The following is a 15,109-nucleotide window of genomic DNA, read 5'->3' as shown; positions in this document are numbered from 1 at the left end:
GGTGGATGAGAGCGTGCGATGCGTGATCTGAGTGAGCAGGAAAAATTCTGGCAGGGCGAGTTCGGCAACCAGTACGTTGCCCGCAACGTTGGCCAGCCGTTGGTGGCGGCCAATCTGGCGCTGTTCGCCAAGGCCTTGAGCCGCACCGCGCGTATCGACAGCGTGGTGGAGCTGGGCACCAATGCCGGCAACAACCTGCAGGCGCTGCATCAACTGCTGCCGCAGAGTGAACTGTTCGGCGTCGAAATCAATGCAAGCGCCTGTGCTCAGGCGCGGGCACTGGGCATTGCGCAGATCTGGCAGGGTTCGCTGTTCGACTTTTCCCGCGAGCGCACCTATGACCTGACCCTGAGCAAAGGCGTGCTGATCCACTTGGCGCCGGAGTTGCTGGCGGATGCCTACGCGCAGTTGTACACCTTGAGCCAGCGCTACATCCTGATTGCCGAGTACTACAACCCGGCGCCGGTCGAAGTGTCGTATCGCGGCAACAGCGGCAAGCTGTTCAAGCGCGATTTCGCCGGGGAGATGCTTGATCGATATGCCGATCTGCATTTGCTTGATTACGGCTTTGGCTACCACCGTGATCCGCAATTTCCGCTGGACGACATCACCTGGTTCCTTCTGGAAAAACGCCGTTGAGCAGCGTCGCAATCATCCCGGCCCGGGGCGGCAGCAAGCGCATCCCGCGCAAGAATCTGCTGCCGTTCGACGGCGTGCCGATGATTGTCCGCTCGATTCGTACGGCGCAGGATTGCGGCCTGTTCGATCAGGTCGTGGTCAGCACCGATGACGCCGAAATTGCCGAGCTGGCGCTGGCCCACGGTGCGCAGGTGCCGTTCCTGCGCCCGGCTGAACTGGCCGATGATTTCACCGGTACTGCGGCGGTGATCGTGCATGCCTTGCAGCAACTGCCGGCTTTCGATTACGCCTGCTGCGTGTACGCCACCGCACCGTTGTTGCAGGCGCGATTTCTACGCGAGGGGTTCGAGTTGCTGCAGCAACAACCGGACAAAGCTTTCGCGTTCTCGGTGTGCAGTTTTGGTTTCCCGGTGCAGCGCGCGCTGACCCTCGACGGGCAGGGCGCACTGAGCGCGTTGTACCCCGAGTTTCGCAACACTCGCTCGCAGGATCTGCCGCAAGCCTTTCAGGACGCCGGCCAGTTCTACTGGGGGCGCAGCGAGGCGTGGCTGCGTGGCGAGGTGCTGTATTCGCCGGCAAGTCTGCCGGTGATTGTGCCGCGGTATCTGGTGCAGGACATCGATACGCTTGAAGACTGGACGCGCGCCGAATACCTTTACGCCGCATTGAAGGCTGGCGGAGAAGTTTCATGAGAGTGTTGATCCGCGCTGACGCCTCGCCGACCATCGGCAGTGGGCACATTGCCCGTTGTCTGACACTGGCGCGGGTGCTGCGCAAACAGGGCAGTCATGTTGCATTTGCCTGCAGGCGGCTGCCCGGGCATCGCCTCGATGCGCTGAGCGCCGAAGGTTTCGAAACCTTCGCCTTGCCCGAGCGCTACCCTGCAGAAGACCCACAACAGGCCATCGAATCGATGCTGCCGTGGCAGGCCGATATCGAGGCATTGGCGACGCTGCTGGAGGGGCACGCTGGATTCGACTGGATCATCGTCGACCATTACGGCCTCGATCATCATTGGCAAACCGCTGCCCGCCAATGGGCGCCGCGGATCGCTGCAGTGGACGATCTCGCTACTCGCCGTTACAGCGTTGATCTGTTGCTCAATCAGAACCTTTCCGGCCTCAGCGAAAACTACGCACCGCTGCTGCCTGCCGGTTGCCGTACTTTGCTCGGTCCGCGTTACGCCATGCTGCGCGAAGAGTTCGCGTGCCCGGCGATCGAGATCAAACCGAAAGCCCGCCGCGTGCTGGTGAATTTCGGCGGCTTCGATGCGGCGATGCAGACCCATCACGCGATGCTCGCGCTGCAGGATTTCACCGAGCTGGAAGTGGATTTCGTCGCCGGTGCCGACAACCCGGCGTGGGCGCAGATGCAAGCGCTGGCCGAGACGCGGCCGCACTGGCGCCTGCACAGTTTTGTCAGCGATTTTCAGCAGCGCATGAACGCTGCCGATCTGTTCATCGGTGCCGGCGGCGGTACCAGTTGGGAGCGCGCGGCGTTGGGCCTGCCGACGATCTGCATCGCGGTGTCGAACAACCAGCAGTTCAACGGCGAGAGGATGGCGGCAGCCGGCGCGCATGTGTTCCTGGGTGCCCGTGAACAGGTCAGTGTCGAGCAACTGCGCGATGCCATCGGCTTTGTCGCCGGTAACTTCTATCTGCGCCAGAGCCTGGCCGAGCGTTCACGGCAACTGGTCGATGGGCGCGGGGCGTTGCGCGTGGCGGCGGCGCTGGCCGGTGCGGTACTCAAGCTGCGCGTGGCGACCCTCGACGATGCGCAATTGTTGTTCGCCGGGCGCAATGCCGAGGCCGTGCGGCGTTGGTCGATGGGCAGTGACACGATCGAGTGGTCGCAGCATTTGAATTGGCTGGAAGCCAGCCTGGGCAATCCGCAGCGCCTGCTGTTGATTGCCGAGGCCGACGACGGCCCGGTGGGCGTGCTGCGTTATGACCCGCGCGGCCTTGAGGCCGAAGTGTCGGTGTATCTGCTGGAAGGGCGGTTCGGTCTCGGCTGGGGCAGGGCGCTGCTGGCGCACGGCGAGGCGTTTGTCCACGCCCATTGGCCGCAACTGACCCGCATCAGCGCGCAAGTCCTGCCGGGCAATCGGCCCTCACTGAAGGTATTTGCTGACGCCGGATTCACCCAGAGTGCCTGCGCGTTCACCAAGGTTTTGAAGGAACCCCGCGATGAGTAGTTTCAAGATTGGCGAGCGTCTGATTGGCGCTGATGCGCCGCCGTTCATCATTGCCGAGATGAGCGGCAACCATAACCAGTCGCTGGACGTGGCCCTGCAGATCGTCGAAGCGGCGGCCAGGGCCGGCGCGCACGCCTTGAAGCTGCAGACCTACACCGCCGAGACCATGACCCTGGACCTGGCCGAGGGTGAGTTTTTCATCAAGGATCCGGGCAGCCTGTGGGCCGGGACCTCGCTGTACGACTTGTATGAGAAAGCCCATACACCGTGGGAGTGGCACGCACCGATTTTCGCCCGGGCCAAAGAACTGGGGATGCTCGCGTTCTCGACGCCGTTCGATGATTCGGCGGTGGATTTTCTCGAAAGTCTTGATGTTCCGGCCTACAAGATCGCCAGTTTCGAAAACACCGATCTGCCGCTGATCCGCCGCGTCGCTGCGACCGGCAAGCCGCTGATCATTTCCACCGGCATGGCCAGCATCGCCGAACTCGACGAAACCGTGCGCGCCGCCCGCGAGGCCGGGTGCCAGGATCTGGTGCTGCTCAAATGCACCAGCACCTACCCGGCGACCCCGCTCAACAGCAATGTGCGCACGATCCCGCATCTGCGTGAATTGTTTGGTTGCGAAGTAGGGCTGTCCGATCACTCGATGGGGGTTGGCGTGTCGGTGGCCGCTGTGGCGCTTGGCGCGACGGTGGTGGAAAAGCATTTCACCCTCGACCGTTTGGCAGGCGGCGTGGATGCCAGCTTCTCGCTGGAACCGGCGGAACTCGCCAGTCTGGTCATCGAAACCGAACGTGCCTGGCAAGCCATGGGCCAGGTGCGGTACGGCGTCACCGAGGCCGAGCGCAAGTCGCTGGTCTATCGCCGTTCGCTGTACGTCACCGCCGACATGGCCGCCGGGGAACCCTTCACGGCGGCCAATCTGCGCGCGATTCGCCCCGGTCTCGGTCTGCCGCCCAAGCACACCGAAGCCGTCCTCGGTCGCCGCGCTCGTGAGGCGATCAAACGCGGTACGCCGTTAGACTGGTCGCTGGTCGAATAAGCCGATCTGCAGCCGATTCGGCAAAATAGCGTGACCTGCGAGTCATAACGCGCATCTTCACTGTATTGTATTGAGCGGGGGAGATGGCGCCTGGCCGGGTATCGGTTGCAGTGATAGCCCTTTGCGCTCCCCGAGGCTGCCCGTCGTGGCGGCCGTTTTTTGTTTGTCGGCGCCCCTCGAATCCTTGCGAGCGGTGGTTTTGGGCTGTTTTTTATTGGGAAGCCGTAATGATTGGCATAAAAAGCATTGCGAGCTACGTTCCTGTAGCCGGCGTGGACAATTACGCACAAGGTGCAAAATTCGAGAAGGATGAAGAATTCATCCTTGGCAAGATCGGTTCGGCCTTCCTGCCGCGCAAAGAGGCTGAACAGGAAACCTCCGATCTGTGCGTTGAAGCGGCCAATGCGCTGTTTGCCAGCAATCCGCAACTCAAGCGTGAGTCGATCGACGCGCTGATCGTGGTCACCCAGAACGGTGACGAAGAAGGTCTGCCGCACACCGCAGCCATCGTCCAGGACAAGCTCGGTCTGCCGACCAACGTGGCGGCATTCGATATTTCCCTGGGCTGCTCCGGCTACGTCTACGGCATCTACGCGATCAAGGGTTTCATGGAAGCCGCCGGCCTGAAAAACGGTCTGCTGATCACCGCTGACCCGTATTCGAAAATCGTCGACCCGGAAGACCGCAACACCACCATGCTGTTCGGCGATGCCGCCACCGCCACCTGGATGGGCGAAGAGCCGACCTGGGCGCTGGGCAAGGCCAAGTTCGGCACTGACGGTTCCGGAGCACCGCACCTGAAAGTCACCGATGGCGTGTTCTTCATGAACGGGCGTCAGGTGTTCAATTTCGCGTTGCTCAAAGTGCCGGCGCATTTGCACGAGCTGCTGGATGACTCCGGCCTCAAGCCTGATGACATTGATGCGTTCTGCATTCACCAGGGCAGTGCGGCGATTGTCGATGCCGTGGCGCGGCGTTTCGAAGGCGAGCCGGAGAAGTTCATCAAGGACATGGTCGAGACCGGTAATACCGTATCGTCGAGCGTACCGCTGCTGCTGGAAAAGCACGTACTCGATTCCGACTGGCAACGCATTGCCATCAGCGGTTTCGGCGTTGGTCTGTCGTGGGGCTCGGCGATCATCTATCGCCCGTAAGCTGAAGCAAAACGGCGGATACAAAAATAGCGTTCAAGGTTACCCTTGAACGCTATTTTTTTGCCTGAATGGAGCGCGTCGCGCCATGAGCGAGTTTTTTCAAGCCAATGCCGAAGTGTTGCAGCGACGCTGGCCAGCGTTGTTCGAGCGGTTGATGGCTGAAGACAGCTCGGCGGTTCAGGCCGAGCTGGTGCAGGGTTTGGGCTCGACGCTCAGCGTGAACGGCGTGCAACTGACCAGTCGCCATGACCGGGTTCATGAAGCGCGTCTGCAGGCCGCCAGCCTGCCGGAACACCCCCAGTTGCATGTCTACGGCACCGGGCTGGGCGATCTGCCAACGGTGCTGCTGGAGCGTGCCGGGCTGGAGCAACTATATGTGCATGTGCTGAACGGCGCGCTGTTCGCCTTGGTGCTGCAGTTGCTCGATCAGCGTCAATGGCTGCAAGACCCGCGCGTGCAGCTGTTCTACGCCGGTGATCTGTCGGACATCTGCACGCCGTTTTTCGCCCTGCCGGCCGAGATGCTGCTGGCCGATGACTTCAACGCGAAGATCCGCGACCGGCTGGTTAACGAAGTCCATCTGAGTTTCAACAATCGCGAATTCGACGTGCAGTCGCCATTCATTCAGCAGCGCTTGCAGGACTGCCTGCCGCTGTTGCTGGCAGATGACGATGTCGCGCAATTGTTTGGCAGTGCCTGTGGCCGGGAAATTTATGTGATCGGCACCGGGCCGACGCTGGAGGGACATTTCGAGCGTCTGGCCGCCATCCGCGCGCAGGCCGAGCGCCCATTGTTCCTGTGTGTCGACACCGCCTACCGGCCACTGCGCGAGCGCGGGATCGTGCCGGATCTGGTGGTCACCATCGATCAGCGCATCAGCTTCCGGCATTTGCCGTTCGAGGACTCCGCTGGCATCCCGCTGGTGTATTTGCCGATGAGTGATCCGGCGGTGCTGACAGCCTGGCAGGGCAAGCGCTACGGCGGTTACTCGGCCAGCCCGGTGTATGCCGCCTTGCGTGAGCAGTACCCGCGTGGGCAACTGCATGTCGGTGGCAGTGTGATTCACCCGGCGGTGGACCTGGCGGTGAAGATGGGCGCGGCGCGCATCACTCTGTTTGGCGCCGACTTCGCCTTTCCGATGAACAAGACCCATGCCGGCTGGAGCGACGGTGAGCTGGGGCCGGGCGTCGATCAGGCGCGGCACTGGGTACAGGATGGCAACGGTCAGCGGGTCAGCACCCAACTGAATTTTCGTGGCTATCTGTGTGTGCTGGAGCGTTATATCGCCGCGCATCCGCAAGTGCAGTTCTTCAATAGCAGTCGAGCGGGCGCAATGATCGCCGGAACGCAGTTCAATCAGGAGTTTGTGCAATGACGACGATTGAGCGCTGCGTCGACGAATGCCGTCAGTGTGCCGGGCTGTTTCGTCTGGGGCGTGATGTCGAGGCGGCGCTGGAGATGGTCGATGTGTTCGAGGGCGCGCAGCAGTTGCTGGTAACTGCGCCTGCGCCGACTCAACAGGCCTGGGCCGTTGTACTCACGCAGATGCTCGATTGTCAGGAACGTCAGGACTGGTTGGGGCTGGCTGACTGGATGGAGTTCGAGTTGACCGAACTGTTGCAAAAAGCACGATTGGCAGATTGACCGACCGCGCTGGTCCGCGGCTTTGCGCGAAGGTCGATTTTATGACGTCATTTTTTCGTGGCGAGGAGGGCGCTAAGCCCTTGTTTTCTTTGGGGTGGCAGGGTGATGGCAAATTTTTTTCAAAAAGCCCTCAAGCAACCTGCCAACCCGACGATAACTATTACGAAGGTTCTCTAGGCCATACCCGGCGGTTGCCAGGGCCGGAAGCCGCAGTACCCAACCAACGAGGAATTCGTCATGGCTTTAACAGTAAACACCAACACCACGTCGTTGAACGTTCAGAAGAACCTGAACCGCGCTTCCGACGCTCTGTCGACTTCGATGCAGCGCCTGTCTTCCGGCCTGAAAATCAACAGCGCTAAAGACGACGCCGCTGGCCTGCAGATCTCGAACCGTATGTCCTCGCAGATCCGTGGTAACACCCAAGCCATCCAGAACGCCAACGACGGTATCTCCGTTGCCCAGACCGCTGAAGGCGCTCTGCAAGCTTCGACCGACATCCTGCAGCGTATGCGTGAACTGGCTGTTAAAGCACGTAACGGTACCAACGGCACTGCTGACCAGACCGCAACCAACGCTGAATTCGCTCAGATGTCTGACGAAATCACCCGTATCTCGGCTGCTACCAACCTGAACGGCAAAAACCTGCTGGACGGTTCGGCTGGTACTGTGACCCTGCAAGTTGGCGCAAACACCGGTTCGGCTAACCACATCGACCTGGTACTGAGCTCCAAGTTCGACGCCGTCAGCCTGTCGGTAGGCAGCGGTACTGTAGTTCTGACCGGTACTACCGGTACTGGCGCTGGTTCTGCTTCGCAGAACATCGACAACGCGATCACTGCAATCGACGCCGCTATCGCTGCAATCGGTGCAACTCGTGCCAGCCTGGGTGCTTCGCAAAACCGTCTGACCAGCACCATCCAGAACTTGCAGAACATCACCGAGAACACCACTGCTGCACAAGGTCGCGTACAAGATACCGACTTCGCCGCAGAGACTGCTAACCTGACCAAGCAGCAAACCCTGCAACAGGCTTCGACCTCTGTTCTGGCTCAAGCCAACCAACTGCCTTCCGCTGTACTGAAGCTGCTTCAGTAATTTCGGAATGAGTTTGGGCGGGGGGGTGCGCTGGTCGCGCTCTCTCGCCTTTTTACGTTAAGAGGTGATGGGCATGGACATGAGCGTAAAGCTTAACGTGTCTTATCCGGCTCCCAAGCCAGTGCCGCCGGTTGCTGACAAACCGTCAGAGACGCCTAAGGTTGCCAAGACTGAAGCGCCGGTTGCTGATAAGAGTCCTGACAGGGACGACGCCAAATTGAAACTGGCGGTGCAGGAGATCGAGAAGTTCGTACAATCGATCAAGCGCAATCTGGAATTCTCCATCGATGAGCATTCCGGAAAGGTTATTGTCAAAGTGATCGCAAGCGAGACGGGTGAGGTGGTACGCCAGATCCCCTCCGCAGAAGCCCTCAAGCTGGCAGACAGCCTCGCCAACGCAAGCCATGTGTTGTTCGACGCCAAGGTCTGATAGCTGGCATGAATAGTGTTTGTCTTTCTTTAATGACGCCTGGAAGGGTCAAAAGTCTGGCAACAATCTGAAGGGAGATGTACATGGCAAGTCCAATTCTACCGGGTTCCGGACTGGGTTCCGGCCTGGACATCGGCGCGATCGTGACCGCGCTGGTCAACGCCGACAAGTCGCCAAAGCAGACGCAGATCGATTCCGCGACCAAAACCAATACCCTGAAGATTTCCGGTGTCGGTACGTTGAAAAGTGCGCTGACCGCGTACCAGACGGCGATGAACAATCTGGGCAGCAAGACCAGCCCCGCATTTGCCGGCTTCGCGGCAACCTCAAGCAACACGGCGATTCTCGGCGCTACCTCGGATAACACCGCGGTTTCGGGGACCTACAACGTTGTTGTCAATCAGTTGGCCACGGGCTCGAAAGTTGCCAGTGCTTCTTTCGCCGGCGGTGCCTCCAGTGCCATTCCGAGTGGTACCCTGAAAATCAGTCAGAATGGCATTGATTACAATGTCACGATCCCGGCCAATGCGACCTTGCAGAGCACCCGTGACGCCATCAACACGGCTCAGGGCGCCAATGGCATTTCTGCCAACATCGTGACCGACAGCAACGGTGCCTCGCGCCTGGTGCTCAGTTCGAACAAGACGGGCGCAGGTTCTGACCTCTCCGTCAGCGGTATTGCCGGTCTGGAGATCGACGGCACTCAGACGATGGGTACCAATCCGGCGGCAGGTGCATCCGGTAGCGTCAACGGTCTTGCACAAGACGCCAAGGTGACCATCGACGGCCTTCAGGTTTCCAGCAAGAGCAACACCGTCAGTGGTGCGATCAGCGGCTTGACCCTGAATCTGACCACTGTCAGCCCTGTCGTCAATAACGTGGCGACGCCGACCGTTGTCAGCGTTGATACCAATACCAAGGGTCTACAGGCCTCGGTTCAGGCGTTCGTTGATGCCTACAACACCCTGAAGACCACCATAGACACCCTGTCGAAGGCGACCCCGGATGCTGATGGCAAGCTGACGGTTCAGGCTGCTTTCACTGGTGACTCCCTGCCGCGCTCGCTGATCTCCGACGTCCGTGGCGAGTTGACAGCTCCTGGTGCAGGTGCAAGTGGTGCTTTGTCCTACCTGTCGGAGATCGGTGTGATGACCGACCGCCTCACCGGCAACCTGACGTTTGATACTGCTGCGTTCACCAAAACCATGAGTCAGCCGGGGAAGGCTGGTCAGGTACAGCAGATTTTCACCGGCACCAACGATACCAATGGTCTGCTGGCGCGCATGAAGAAAGCGGTGGACCCCTATCTGAACGCTCCTGCGGGTAGCAGCCCTACCGCCAAAGGCTTGCTGGATCAACGCATGGCGATCCTGAACAACAACACCAGGAGCCTGACCAGTCAGCAAACGGCGCTGGATCTGCGTGTTGCCAACCTGACCAAGACGTTGACCGCCAAGTACAACGCCATGGATTTGTTGGTCGGGCAGATGAAGGCGACAGCCAGCAACATCACGTCGTTCTTCAGCTCGCTGAACGCTCAGCAATCCGCGAAGTAACCCGCAAGAACGACAAAAACCCGGCTACGCTTTATCGGCGTGCGCCGGGTTTTTGTCTTTTGATCTAAAGTTCTGTGGCTCGTTGGCGATACACTGGTTATACGAGTCAATGTGGCAATGAGGTAGAACATGAACCCAATGTTAGCCCTTCGGCAATATCAGAAAGTCGGTGCGCACGCCCAGACCTCCGAGGCAAGCCCGCACCGCCTGGTACAGATGCTGATGGAAGGTGGCCTGTCGCGTATCGCTCAGGCCAAGGGCGCCATCGAGCGCAAGGATATTCCGGCCAAGTGCACCGCTATCAGTAAAGCCATTGGGATTGTCAGTGGTCTGCGTGAAGGTCTGGATCTGGAAAATAGCGCCGAGGCGTTGGCCGATCTGGACGGGTTGTATATTTACATGATGAAGCGTCTCGCCGAGGCGAACATCAACAGCGACCCGCGCATTCTCGATGAGGTTGCCGGCTTGCTGGGCACGGTCAAGGAAGGCTGGGATGCAATCGCGCCTGCGCCGGCTCCGCAGTTCTGAAGGAGATCGTCATGAGTCTTGTATTGCAGCGAATCGCCGATACCCGTGAAGCGTTGGTCAGCGCGCTGGCCGAGCGTAACTGGGAGGCTATTGGCGAGCTGGACCTGGCTTGCCGTTCCTGCATGGAAGACGTCATGGCCGAAGCTTCGCTGGATGAGGAGGCGTTGCGCAGTCACCTTGAGGAGTTGCTCCATGTGTACAAGGAGCTTCTTGAGGCGGCCATGGGTGAGCGGCAGGCGATAGCCAACGAGATGTCGCAGATCACCCAGGCGCAAAAAGCGGCAAAGGTTTACCATCTGTTTGGTTAATTAACCCTCAGTTAATCCAAAGATGTGCGCCATAAATTTGACTGTGAACGGTTTTTTGACTTAACTAGTGGCTGTTTCCAGATTTCGGGCGTCTACAGGCACTAGGTGTCCTGCAAGCGTCTCGCTTGCCCCATTTTTCGGGCATTGAGTTGACTAGGGAAGTTGCTATTGCATGTGGCGTGAAACCAAAATTCTGCTGATCGATGACGATAGCGTTCGCCGCCGCGACCTGGCGGTGATTTTAAATTTTCTCGGCGAAGAAAATTTACCCTGCGGCAGCCATGACTGGCAGCAGGCGGTCGGCTCTTTGTCATCAAGTCGTGAGGTCATCTGTGTACTGATCGGGACGGTCAATGCTCCGGGTGCACTTTTGGGCTTGTTAAAGACACTCTCAACCTGGGATGAGTTCCTTCCGGTTTTGTTGATGGGCGATAATTCTTCCGTTGACTTGCCTGAGGACCAGCGTCGTCGAGTGCTTTCGACCCTCGAAATGCCGCCCAGCTACAGCAAGTTGCTCGACTCCCTGCACCGTGCCCAGGTCTATCGCGAGATGTACGACCAGGCCCGCGAGCGCGGGCGTCATCGCGAACCCAATCTGTTCCGCAGCCTCGTCGGCACCAGCCGGGCGATCCAGCACGTGCGCCAGATGATGCAGCAAGTGGCCGACACCGACGCCAGTGTGCTGATCCTCGGCGAGTCCGGTACCGGCAAGGAAGTAGTTGCACGCAACCTGCATTACCACTCCAAGCGCCGTGATGCGCCGTTCGTCCCGGTGAACTGCGGGGCAATCCCCGCCGAGTTGCTGGAAAGCGAACTGTTCGGTCACGAGAAGGGCGCCTTCACCGGCGCGATCACCAGCCGTGCCGGGCGCTTCGAACTGGCCAACGGCGGTACGCTGTTCCTCGACGAAATCGGCGACATGCCGCTGCCGATGCAGGTCAAACTGTTGCGCGTCTTGCAGGAGCGCACCTTCGAACGCGTGGGCAGCAACAAGACCCAGAGCGTCGACGTCCGGATCATTGCCGCGACTCACAAGAATCTCGAAAGCATGATTGAGATCGGCACCTTCCGCGAAGACCTCTACTATCGCCTGAACGTGTTCCCGATCGAGATGGCGCCGCTGCGTGAGCGCGTCGAAGACATTCCGCTGTTGATGAACGAACTGATCTCGCGCATGGAGCATGAGAAGCGCGGCTCGATCCGTTTCAACTCGGCAGCGATCATGTCGCTGTGCCGCCACGGCTGGCCGGGCAACGTCCGCGAGCTGGCCAACCTGGTGGAGCGCATGGCGATCATGCACCCGTACGGGGTGATCGGCGTGGTCGAGTTGCCGAAGAAATTCCGCTACGTCGACGACGAAGACGAGCAGATGGTCGACAGCCTGCGCAGCGATCTCGAAGAGCGCGTGGCGATCAACGGCCATACGCCGGACTTCACCGCCAACGCCATGCTGCCGCCGGAAGGTCTGGACCTCAAGGACTACCTCGGTGGTCTGGAGCAGGGCCTGATCCAGCAGGCGCTGGACGATGCCAACGGTATCGTGGCGCGTGCCGCCGAACGTCTGCGTATCCGTCGCACCACGCTGGTGGAAAAGATGCGCAAGTACGGCATGAGCCGGCGTGAAGGAGACGAACAGGCGGATGATTGACGCCTGTTTTTCAAGTTCTTCATTTATAAGCTGTTTTTTTTAGGCACGGGTATTGCTATAGCCCTCGCAACGTTCCGTTTAACTGACGGTCAGCCAGCGAGAGAACACAATGCCCCAAGCCCAGCTGTCTTCTGCCTCTCATGCCGAGGGGCAATCATCGTCCGTCGAGCAGGCGAGCCGTCAGGGCCTTGAGCACGCGTTCGCGCTGTTTAATCAGATGTCCAGCCAGCTGACCGACTCCTACAGCATGCTCGAGGCCCGGGTTACCGAGCTCAAGGGCGAGCTGGCGGTAGTCAGTGCTCAACGCATGCAGGAACTGGCCGAGAAAGAACGTCTGGCCAACCGTCTGCAAAACCTCCTTGATCTGTTGCCAGGTGGCGTCATCGTGATTGACGGCCACGGCATCGTCCGTGAAGCCAATCCGGCGGCGATCGAACTGCTCGGGCTACCACTGGAAGGTGAGTTGTGGCGCCACGTCATTGCCCGTTGCTTCGCTCCACGTGAAGACGACGGTCACGAAATTTCCCTGAAAAATGGTCGACGCCTGTCGATTGCCACCCGCTCGCTGGACGCCGAGCCGGGGCAGTTGGTGCTGCTCAACGACCTGACAGAAACCCGTCATCTGCAAGATCAACTGGCGCGCCACGAGCGTCTGTCTTCCCTGGGGCGCATGGTCGCCTCGCTGGCCCATCAGATTCGCACGCCGCTGTCCGCTGCCTTGCTCTACGCCAGTCATTTGACTGAGCAGGAACTGCCGGTCGCCACCCAGCAGCGCTTCGCCGGACGCTTGAAGGAGCGCCTGCATGAACTCGAGCACCAGGTGCGCGACATGCTGGTATTTGCCCGTGGCGAGCTGCCGCTGACTGATCGCATTACCCCAAATGCCCTGATGCAGTCGCTGCAAGCTGCGGCGCTGACTCATGTGCAGGACCTGCCAATTCGCTGGCAGTGCGACAGTCACGCCGGCGAATTACTGTGCAACCGCGACACCTTGGTCGGAGCCATCCTGAATCTGCTTGAAAACGCCATTCAGGCCAGCAACGGCAACGTGCGTCTTAAAGTGCACTGCTACAGCCGCGACAACACGCTGCGCTTGTGCGTCAGCGACAGTGGCAGCGGTATCGAGCCGCTAGTCCTCGAGCGACTTGGCGAACCGTTTTTCACCACTAAAGTCACCGGTACCGGACTTGGCCTGACCGTGGTCAAAGCCGTGGCGCGGGCGCATCAGGGAGAATTGCAGCTGCGCTCGCGAGTCGGGCGCGGTACCTGCGCGCAGGTGATCCTGCCGTTGTTTTCCGCTGCACAGGGAGCTGAGTGAGCATCATGGGCATCAAGGTTCTGCTGGTCGAGGATGACCGCTCTTTGCGCGAAGCGCTGGCCGATACGCTGTTGCTGGCAGGCCACGACTACCACGCGGTCGGCAGCGCCGAAGAAGCGCTGAAAGCGGTCGAGCGCGAAGCCTTCAGTCTGGTGGTCAGTGACGTCAACATGCCCGGCATGGATGGCCATCAACTGCTTGGATTGCTGCGTGCCCGGCAGCCGCAATTGCCGGTGCTGCTGATGACCGCCCATGGCGCGGTCGAGCGCGCGGTGGATGCGATGCGACAGGGCGCGGCGGATTATCTGGTCAAGCCTTTCGAACCCAAGGCGCTGCTGGACCTGGTTGCGCGGCATGCGCTGGGCAGCATCAGTCTTGCTGACAGTGAAGGGCCGGTGGCGGTCGAGCCGGCCAGTGCACAGTTGCTGGAGCTGGCGGCGCGGGTCGCGCGCAGCGACTCCACGGTGTTGATCTCTGGCGAGTCCGGCACCGGCAAGGAAGTGTTGGCGCGCTACATTCATCAACACTCTCACCGTGCCAACCAGCCGTTCATCGCGATCAATTGCGCGGCGATTCCCGACAACATGCTCGAAGCCACGCTGTTTGGGCATGAGAAAGGTTCGTTCACCGGCGCCATCGCGGCGCAGGCCGGCAAGTTCGAACAAGCCGATGGCGGCACCATTCTGCTCGACGAAATTTCCGAGATGCCGCTGGGCCTGCAGGCCAAGTTGCTGCGGGTGCTGCAGGAGCGCGAAGTCGAGCGGGTCGGCGCGCGCAAGCCGATCACCCTGGATATCCGTGTGGTCGCGACCACCAACCGTGATCTGGCCGGCGAGGTGGCAGCGGGGCGTTTTCGTGAGGATCTGTTCTACCGTCTGTCAGTTTTCCCCCTGGCCTGGCGTCCACTTCGCGAGCGCACTGCCGATATCTTGCCGCTAGCGGAGCGGTTACTGAACAAACACGTCAATAAAATGAAGCATGCGGCGGCGAAACTTTCGCCGGCGGCGCAGGCGTGCCTGACCCATTACCCATGGCCGGGCAATGTGCGCGAGTTGGATAACGCCATTCAGCGGGCATTGATTCTGCAGCAGGGCGGGTTGATCCAGCCTCAGGATTTCTGTCTGAGCGGCGCCGTGACATTTGCCGCAGCGCCGGTTACCGCACCGCTGCAAACCCAGGTGCGCGAGGTTGATGTCGAGGCCGAATCCGCCGGTGCGCTGGGCGATGACCTGCGTCGCCGGGAGTTTCAGATGATCATCGACACCCTGCGCAGCGAGCGGGGTCGCCGTAAGGAAGCCGCCGAAAAGCTCGGGATCAGCCCGCGAACCCTGCGCTACAAACTGGCGCAAATGCGCGATGCGGGGATGGATGTCGAAGGTTACTTGTTCGCCACCTGAATTAACCCGGAACCCATTGTGGGAGGGGCTTGCTCCCGAAGAGGATGTGTCAGTCGATATTTATGCAGCTGACACACCGCTTTCGGGATCAAGCCCCCTCCCACAGCAGTTTTGCGTAACTCGTCATTGATGAGGCGCCCCGATTGGCTT

Annotated in this window: 15 protein-coding genes; all 15 read left to right on the top strand. The window is 60.1% G+C overall.

The annotated features are described in order from the left end of the window. The first annotated feature begins 18 nt into the window (after positions 1 to 18). The 15 genes from ACXR0M_RS22215 to ACXR0M_RS22145 all read left to right on the top strand — a co-directional run bounded on the left by ACXR0M_RS22215 (position 19) and on the right by ACXR0M_RS22145 (position 14,959). Positions 19 to 639: a pseudaminic acid biosynthesis-associated methylase gene (locus ACXR0M_RS22215; RefSeq protein ID WP_458833865.1), complete on the top strand. Its 621-nt coding sequence runs from the start codon at positions 19 to 21 to the stop codon at positions 637 to 639. After that, positions 636 to 1,331, top strand: coding sequence for a pseudaminic acid cytidylyltransferase (gene pseF / locus ACXR0M_RS22210; RefSeq protein WP_458833864.1), 696 nt, complete (start codon positions 636 to 638; stop codon positions 1,329 to 1,331). Before ACXR0M_RS22215 ends, pseF begins: the two co-directional genes overlap by 4 nt. Next, positions 1,328 to 2,833 (top strand): UDP-2,4-diacetamido-2,4,6-trideoxy-beta-L-altropyranose hydrolase, encoded by a 1,506-nt coding sequence (gene pseG / locus ACXR0M_RS22205; protein ID WP_458833863.1) that lies wholly within the window; start codon positions 1,328 to 1,330, stop codon positions 2,831 to 2,833. Before pseF ends, pseG begins: the two co-directional genes overlap by 4 nt. Further along, on the top strand, positions 2,826 to 3,878 hold the full coding sequence (gene pseI / locus ACXR0M_RS22200) for a pseudaminic acid synthase (RefSeq protein ID WP_458833862.1): 1,053 nt from the start codon (positions 2,826 to 2,828) through the stop codon (positions 3,876 to 3,878). Before pseG ends, pseI begins: the two co-directional genes overlap by 8 nt. Positions 3,879 to 4,105: 227 nt before the next feature. Next, complete coding sequence (locus tag ACXR0M_RS22195) at positions 4,106 to 5,032, top strand: ketoacyl-ACP synthase III (RefSeq protein ID WP_458833861.1); 927 nt, start codon at positions 4,106 to 4,108, stop codon at positions 5,030 to 5,032. An 85-nt stretch (positions 5,033 to 5,117) separates the two neighbouring features. Continuing rightward, positions 5,118 to 6,407 (top strand): motility associated factor glycosyltransferase family protein, encoded by a 1,290-nt coding sequence (locus tag ACXR0M_RS22190; RefSeq protein WP_458833860.1) that lies wholly within the window; start codon positions 5,118 to 5,120, stop codon positions 6,405 to 6,407. Continuing rightward, complete coding sequence (locus tag ACXR0M_RS22185; RefSeq protein ID WP_458833859.1) at positions 6,404 to 6,676, top strand: hypothetical protein; 273 nt, start codon at positions 6,404 to 6,406, stop codon at positions 6,674 to 6,676. Before ACXR0M_RS22190 ends, ACXR0M_RS22185 begins: the two co-directional genes overlap by 4 nt. Before the next feature lie 237 nt (positions 6,677 to 6,913). After that, entirely contained in the window at positions 6,914 to 7,774 is an 861-nt protein-coding gene (locus ACXR0M_RS22180; protein WP_007958307.1) for a flagellin domain-containing protein, read from the top strand. Positions 7,775 to 7,847: 73 nt separating this feature from the next. Continuing rightward, positions 7,848 to 8,204, top strand: coding sequence for a flagellar protein FlaG (locus tag ACXR0M_RS22175; protein WP_458833858.1), 357 nt, complete (start codon positions 7,848 to 7,850; stop codon positions 8,202 to 8,204). Positions 8,205 to 8,287: 83 nt separating this feature from the next. Next, on the top strand, positions 8,288 to 9,760 hold the full coding sequence (gene fliD / locus ACXR0M_RS22170; RefSeq protein ID WP_458833883.1) for a flagellar filament capping protein FliD: 1,473 nt from the start codon (positions 8,288 to 8,290) through the stop codon (positions 9,758 to 9,760). A 129-nt stretch (positions 9,761 to 9,889) separates the two neighbouring features. Then, positions 9,890 to 10,288 carry a flagellar export chaperone FliS gene (gene fliS, locus ACXR0M_RS22165; protein ID WP_458833857.1) on the top strand — a complete coding sequence of 133 codons (399 nt, stop codon included), beginning with the start codon at positions 9,890 to 9,892 and terminating at the stop codon, positions 10,286 to 10,288. An 11-nt stretch (positions 10,289 to 10,299) separates the two neighbouring features. Next, positions 10,300 to 10,596 (top strand): flagellar protein FliT, encoded by a 297-nt coding sequence (fliT, locus tag ACXR0M_RS22160; RefSeq protein ID WP_102355258.1) that lies wholly within the window; start codon positions 10,300 to 10,302, stop codon positions 10,594 to 10,596. Positions 10,597 to 10,768: 172 nt separating this feature from the next. Continuing rightward, entirely contained in the window at positions 10,769 to 12,244 is a 1,476-nt protein-coding gene (locus tag ACXR0M_RS22155; protein ID WP_003222863.1) for a sigma-54 dependent transcriptional regulator, read from the top strand. 109 nt (positions 12,245 to 12,353) lie between these two features. After that, positions 12,354 to 13,562, top strand: a complete 1,209-nt coding sequence (locus tag ACXR0M_RS22150; RefSeq protein ID WP_458833856.1) for a sensor histidine kinase — start codon at positions 12,354 to 12,356, stop codon at positions 13,560 to 13,562. Positions 13,563 to 13,567: 5 nt separating this feature from the next. Then, complete coding sequence (locus ACXR0M_RS22145) at positions 13,568 to 14,959, top strand: sigma-54-dependent transcriptional regulator (RefSeq protein ID WP_458833882.1); 1,392 nt, start codon at positions 13,568 to 13,570, stop codon at positions 14,957 to 14,959. The last annotated feature ends 150 nt before the right edge of the window (positions 14,960 to 15,109 follow it).

Source organism: Pseudomonas sp. Eth.TT006 (genome assembly GCF_054456575.1).
Note: the sequence above shows the minus strand (reverse complement) of the source record. Positions and strands in the feature narration are given on the sequence as shown.

Coding starts and splice junctions, on each gene's coding strand:
- ACXR0M_RS22215 (WP_458833865.1), top strand. CDS start 19: ATGCGTGATCTGAGTGAGCAGGAAAAATTCTGGCAGGGCGAGTTCGGC.
- pseG (WP_458833863.1), top strand. CDS start 1,328: ATGAGAGTGTTGATCCGCGCTGACGCCTCGCCGACCATCGGCAGTGGG.
- pseI (WP_458833862.1), top strand. CDS start 2,826: ATGAGTAGTTTCAAGATTGGCGAGCGTCTGATTGGCGCTGATGCGCCG.
- ACXR0M_RS22195 (WP_458833861.1), top strand. CDS start 4,106: ATGATTGGCATAAAAAGCATTGCGAGCTACGTTCCTGTAGCCGGCGTG.
- ACXR0M_RS22190 (WP_458833860.1), top strand. CDS start 5,118: ATGAGCGAGTTTTTTCAAGCCAATGCCGAAGTGTTGCAGCGACGCTGG.
- ACXR0M_RS22185 (WP_458833859.1), top strand. CDS start 6,404: ATGACGACGATTGAGCGCTGCGTCGACGAATGCCGTCAGTGTGCCGGG.
- ACXR0M_RS22180 (WP_007958307.1), top strand. CDS start 6,914: ATGGCTTTAACAGTAAACACCAACACCACGTCGTTGAACGTTCAGAAG.
- ACXR0M_RS22175 (WP_458833858.1), top strand. CDS start 7,848: ATGGACATGAGCGTAAAGCTTAACGTGTCTTATCCGGCTCCCAAGCCA.
- fliD (WP_458833883.1), top strand. CDS start 8,288: ATGGCAAGTCCAATTCTACCGGGTTCCGGACTGGGTTCCGGCCTGGAC.
- fliS (WP_458833857.1), top strand. CDS start 9,890: ATGAACCCAATGTTAGCCCTTCGGCAATATCAGAAAGTCGGTGCGCAC.
- fliT (WP_102355258.1), top strand. CDS start 10,300: ATGAGTCTTGTATTGCAGCGAATCGCCGATACCCGTGAAGCGTTGGTC.
- ACXR0M_RS22155 (WP_003222863.1), top strand. CDS start 10,769: ATGTGGCGTGAAACCAAAATTCTGCTGATCGATGACGATAGCGTTCGC.
- ACXR0M_RS22150 (WP_458833856.1), top strand. CDS start 12,354: ATGCCCCAAGCCCAGCTGTCTTCTGCCTCTCATGCCGAGGGGCAATCA.
- ACXR0M_RS22145 (WP_458833882.1), top strand. CDS start 13,568: ATGGGCATCAAGGTTCTGCTGGTCGAGGATGACCGCTCTTTGCGCGAA.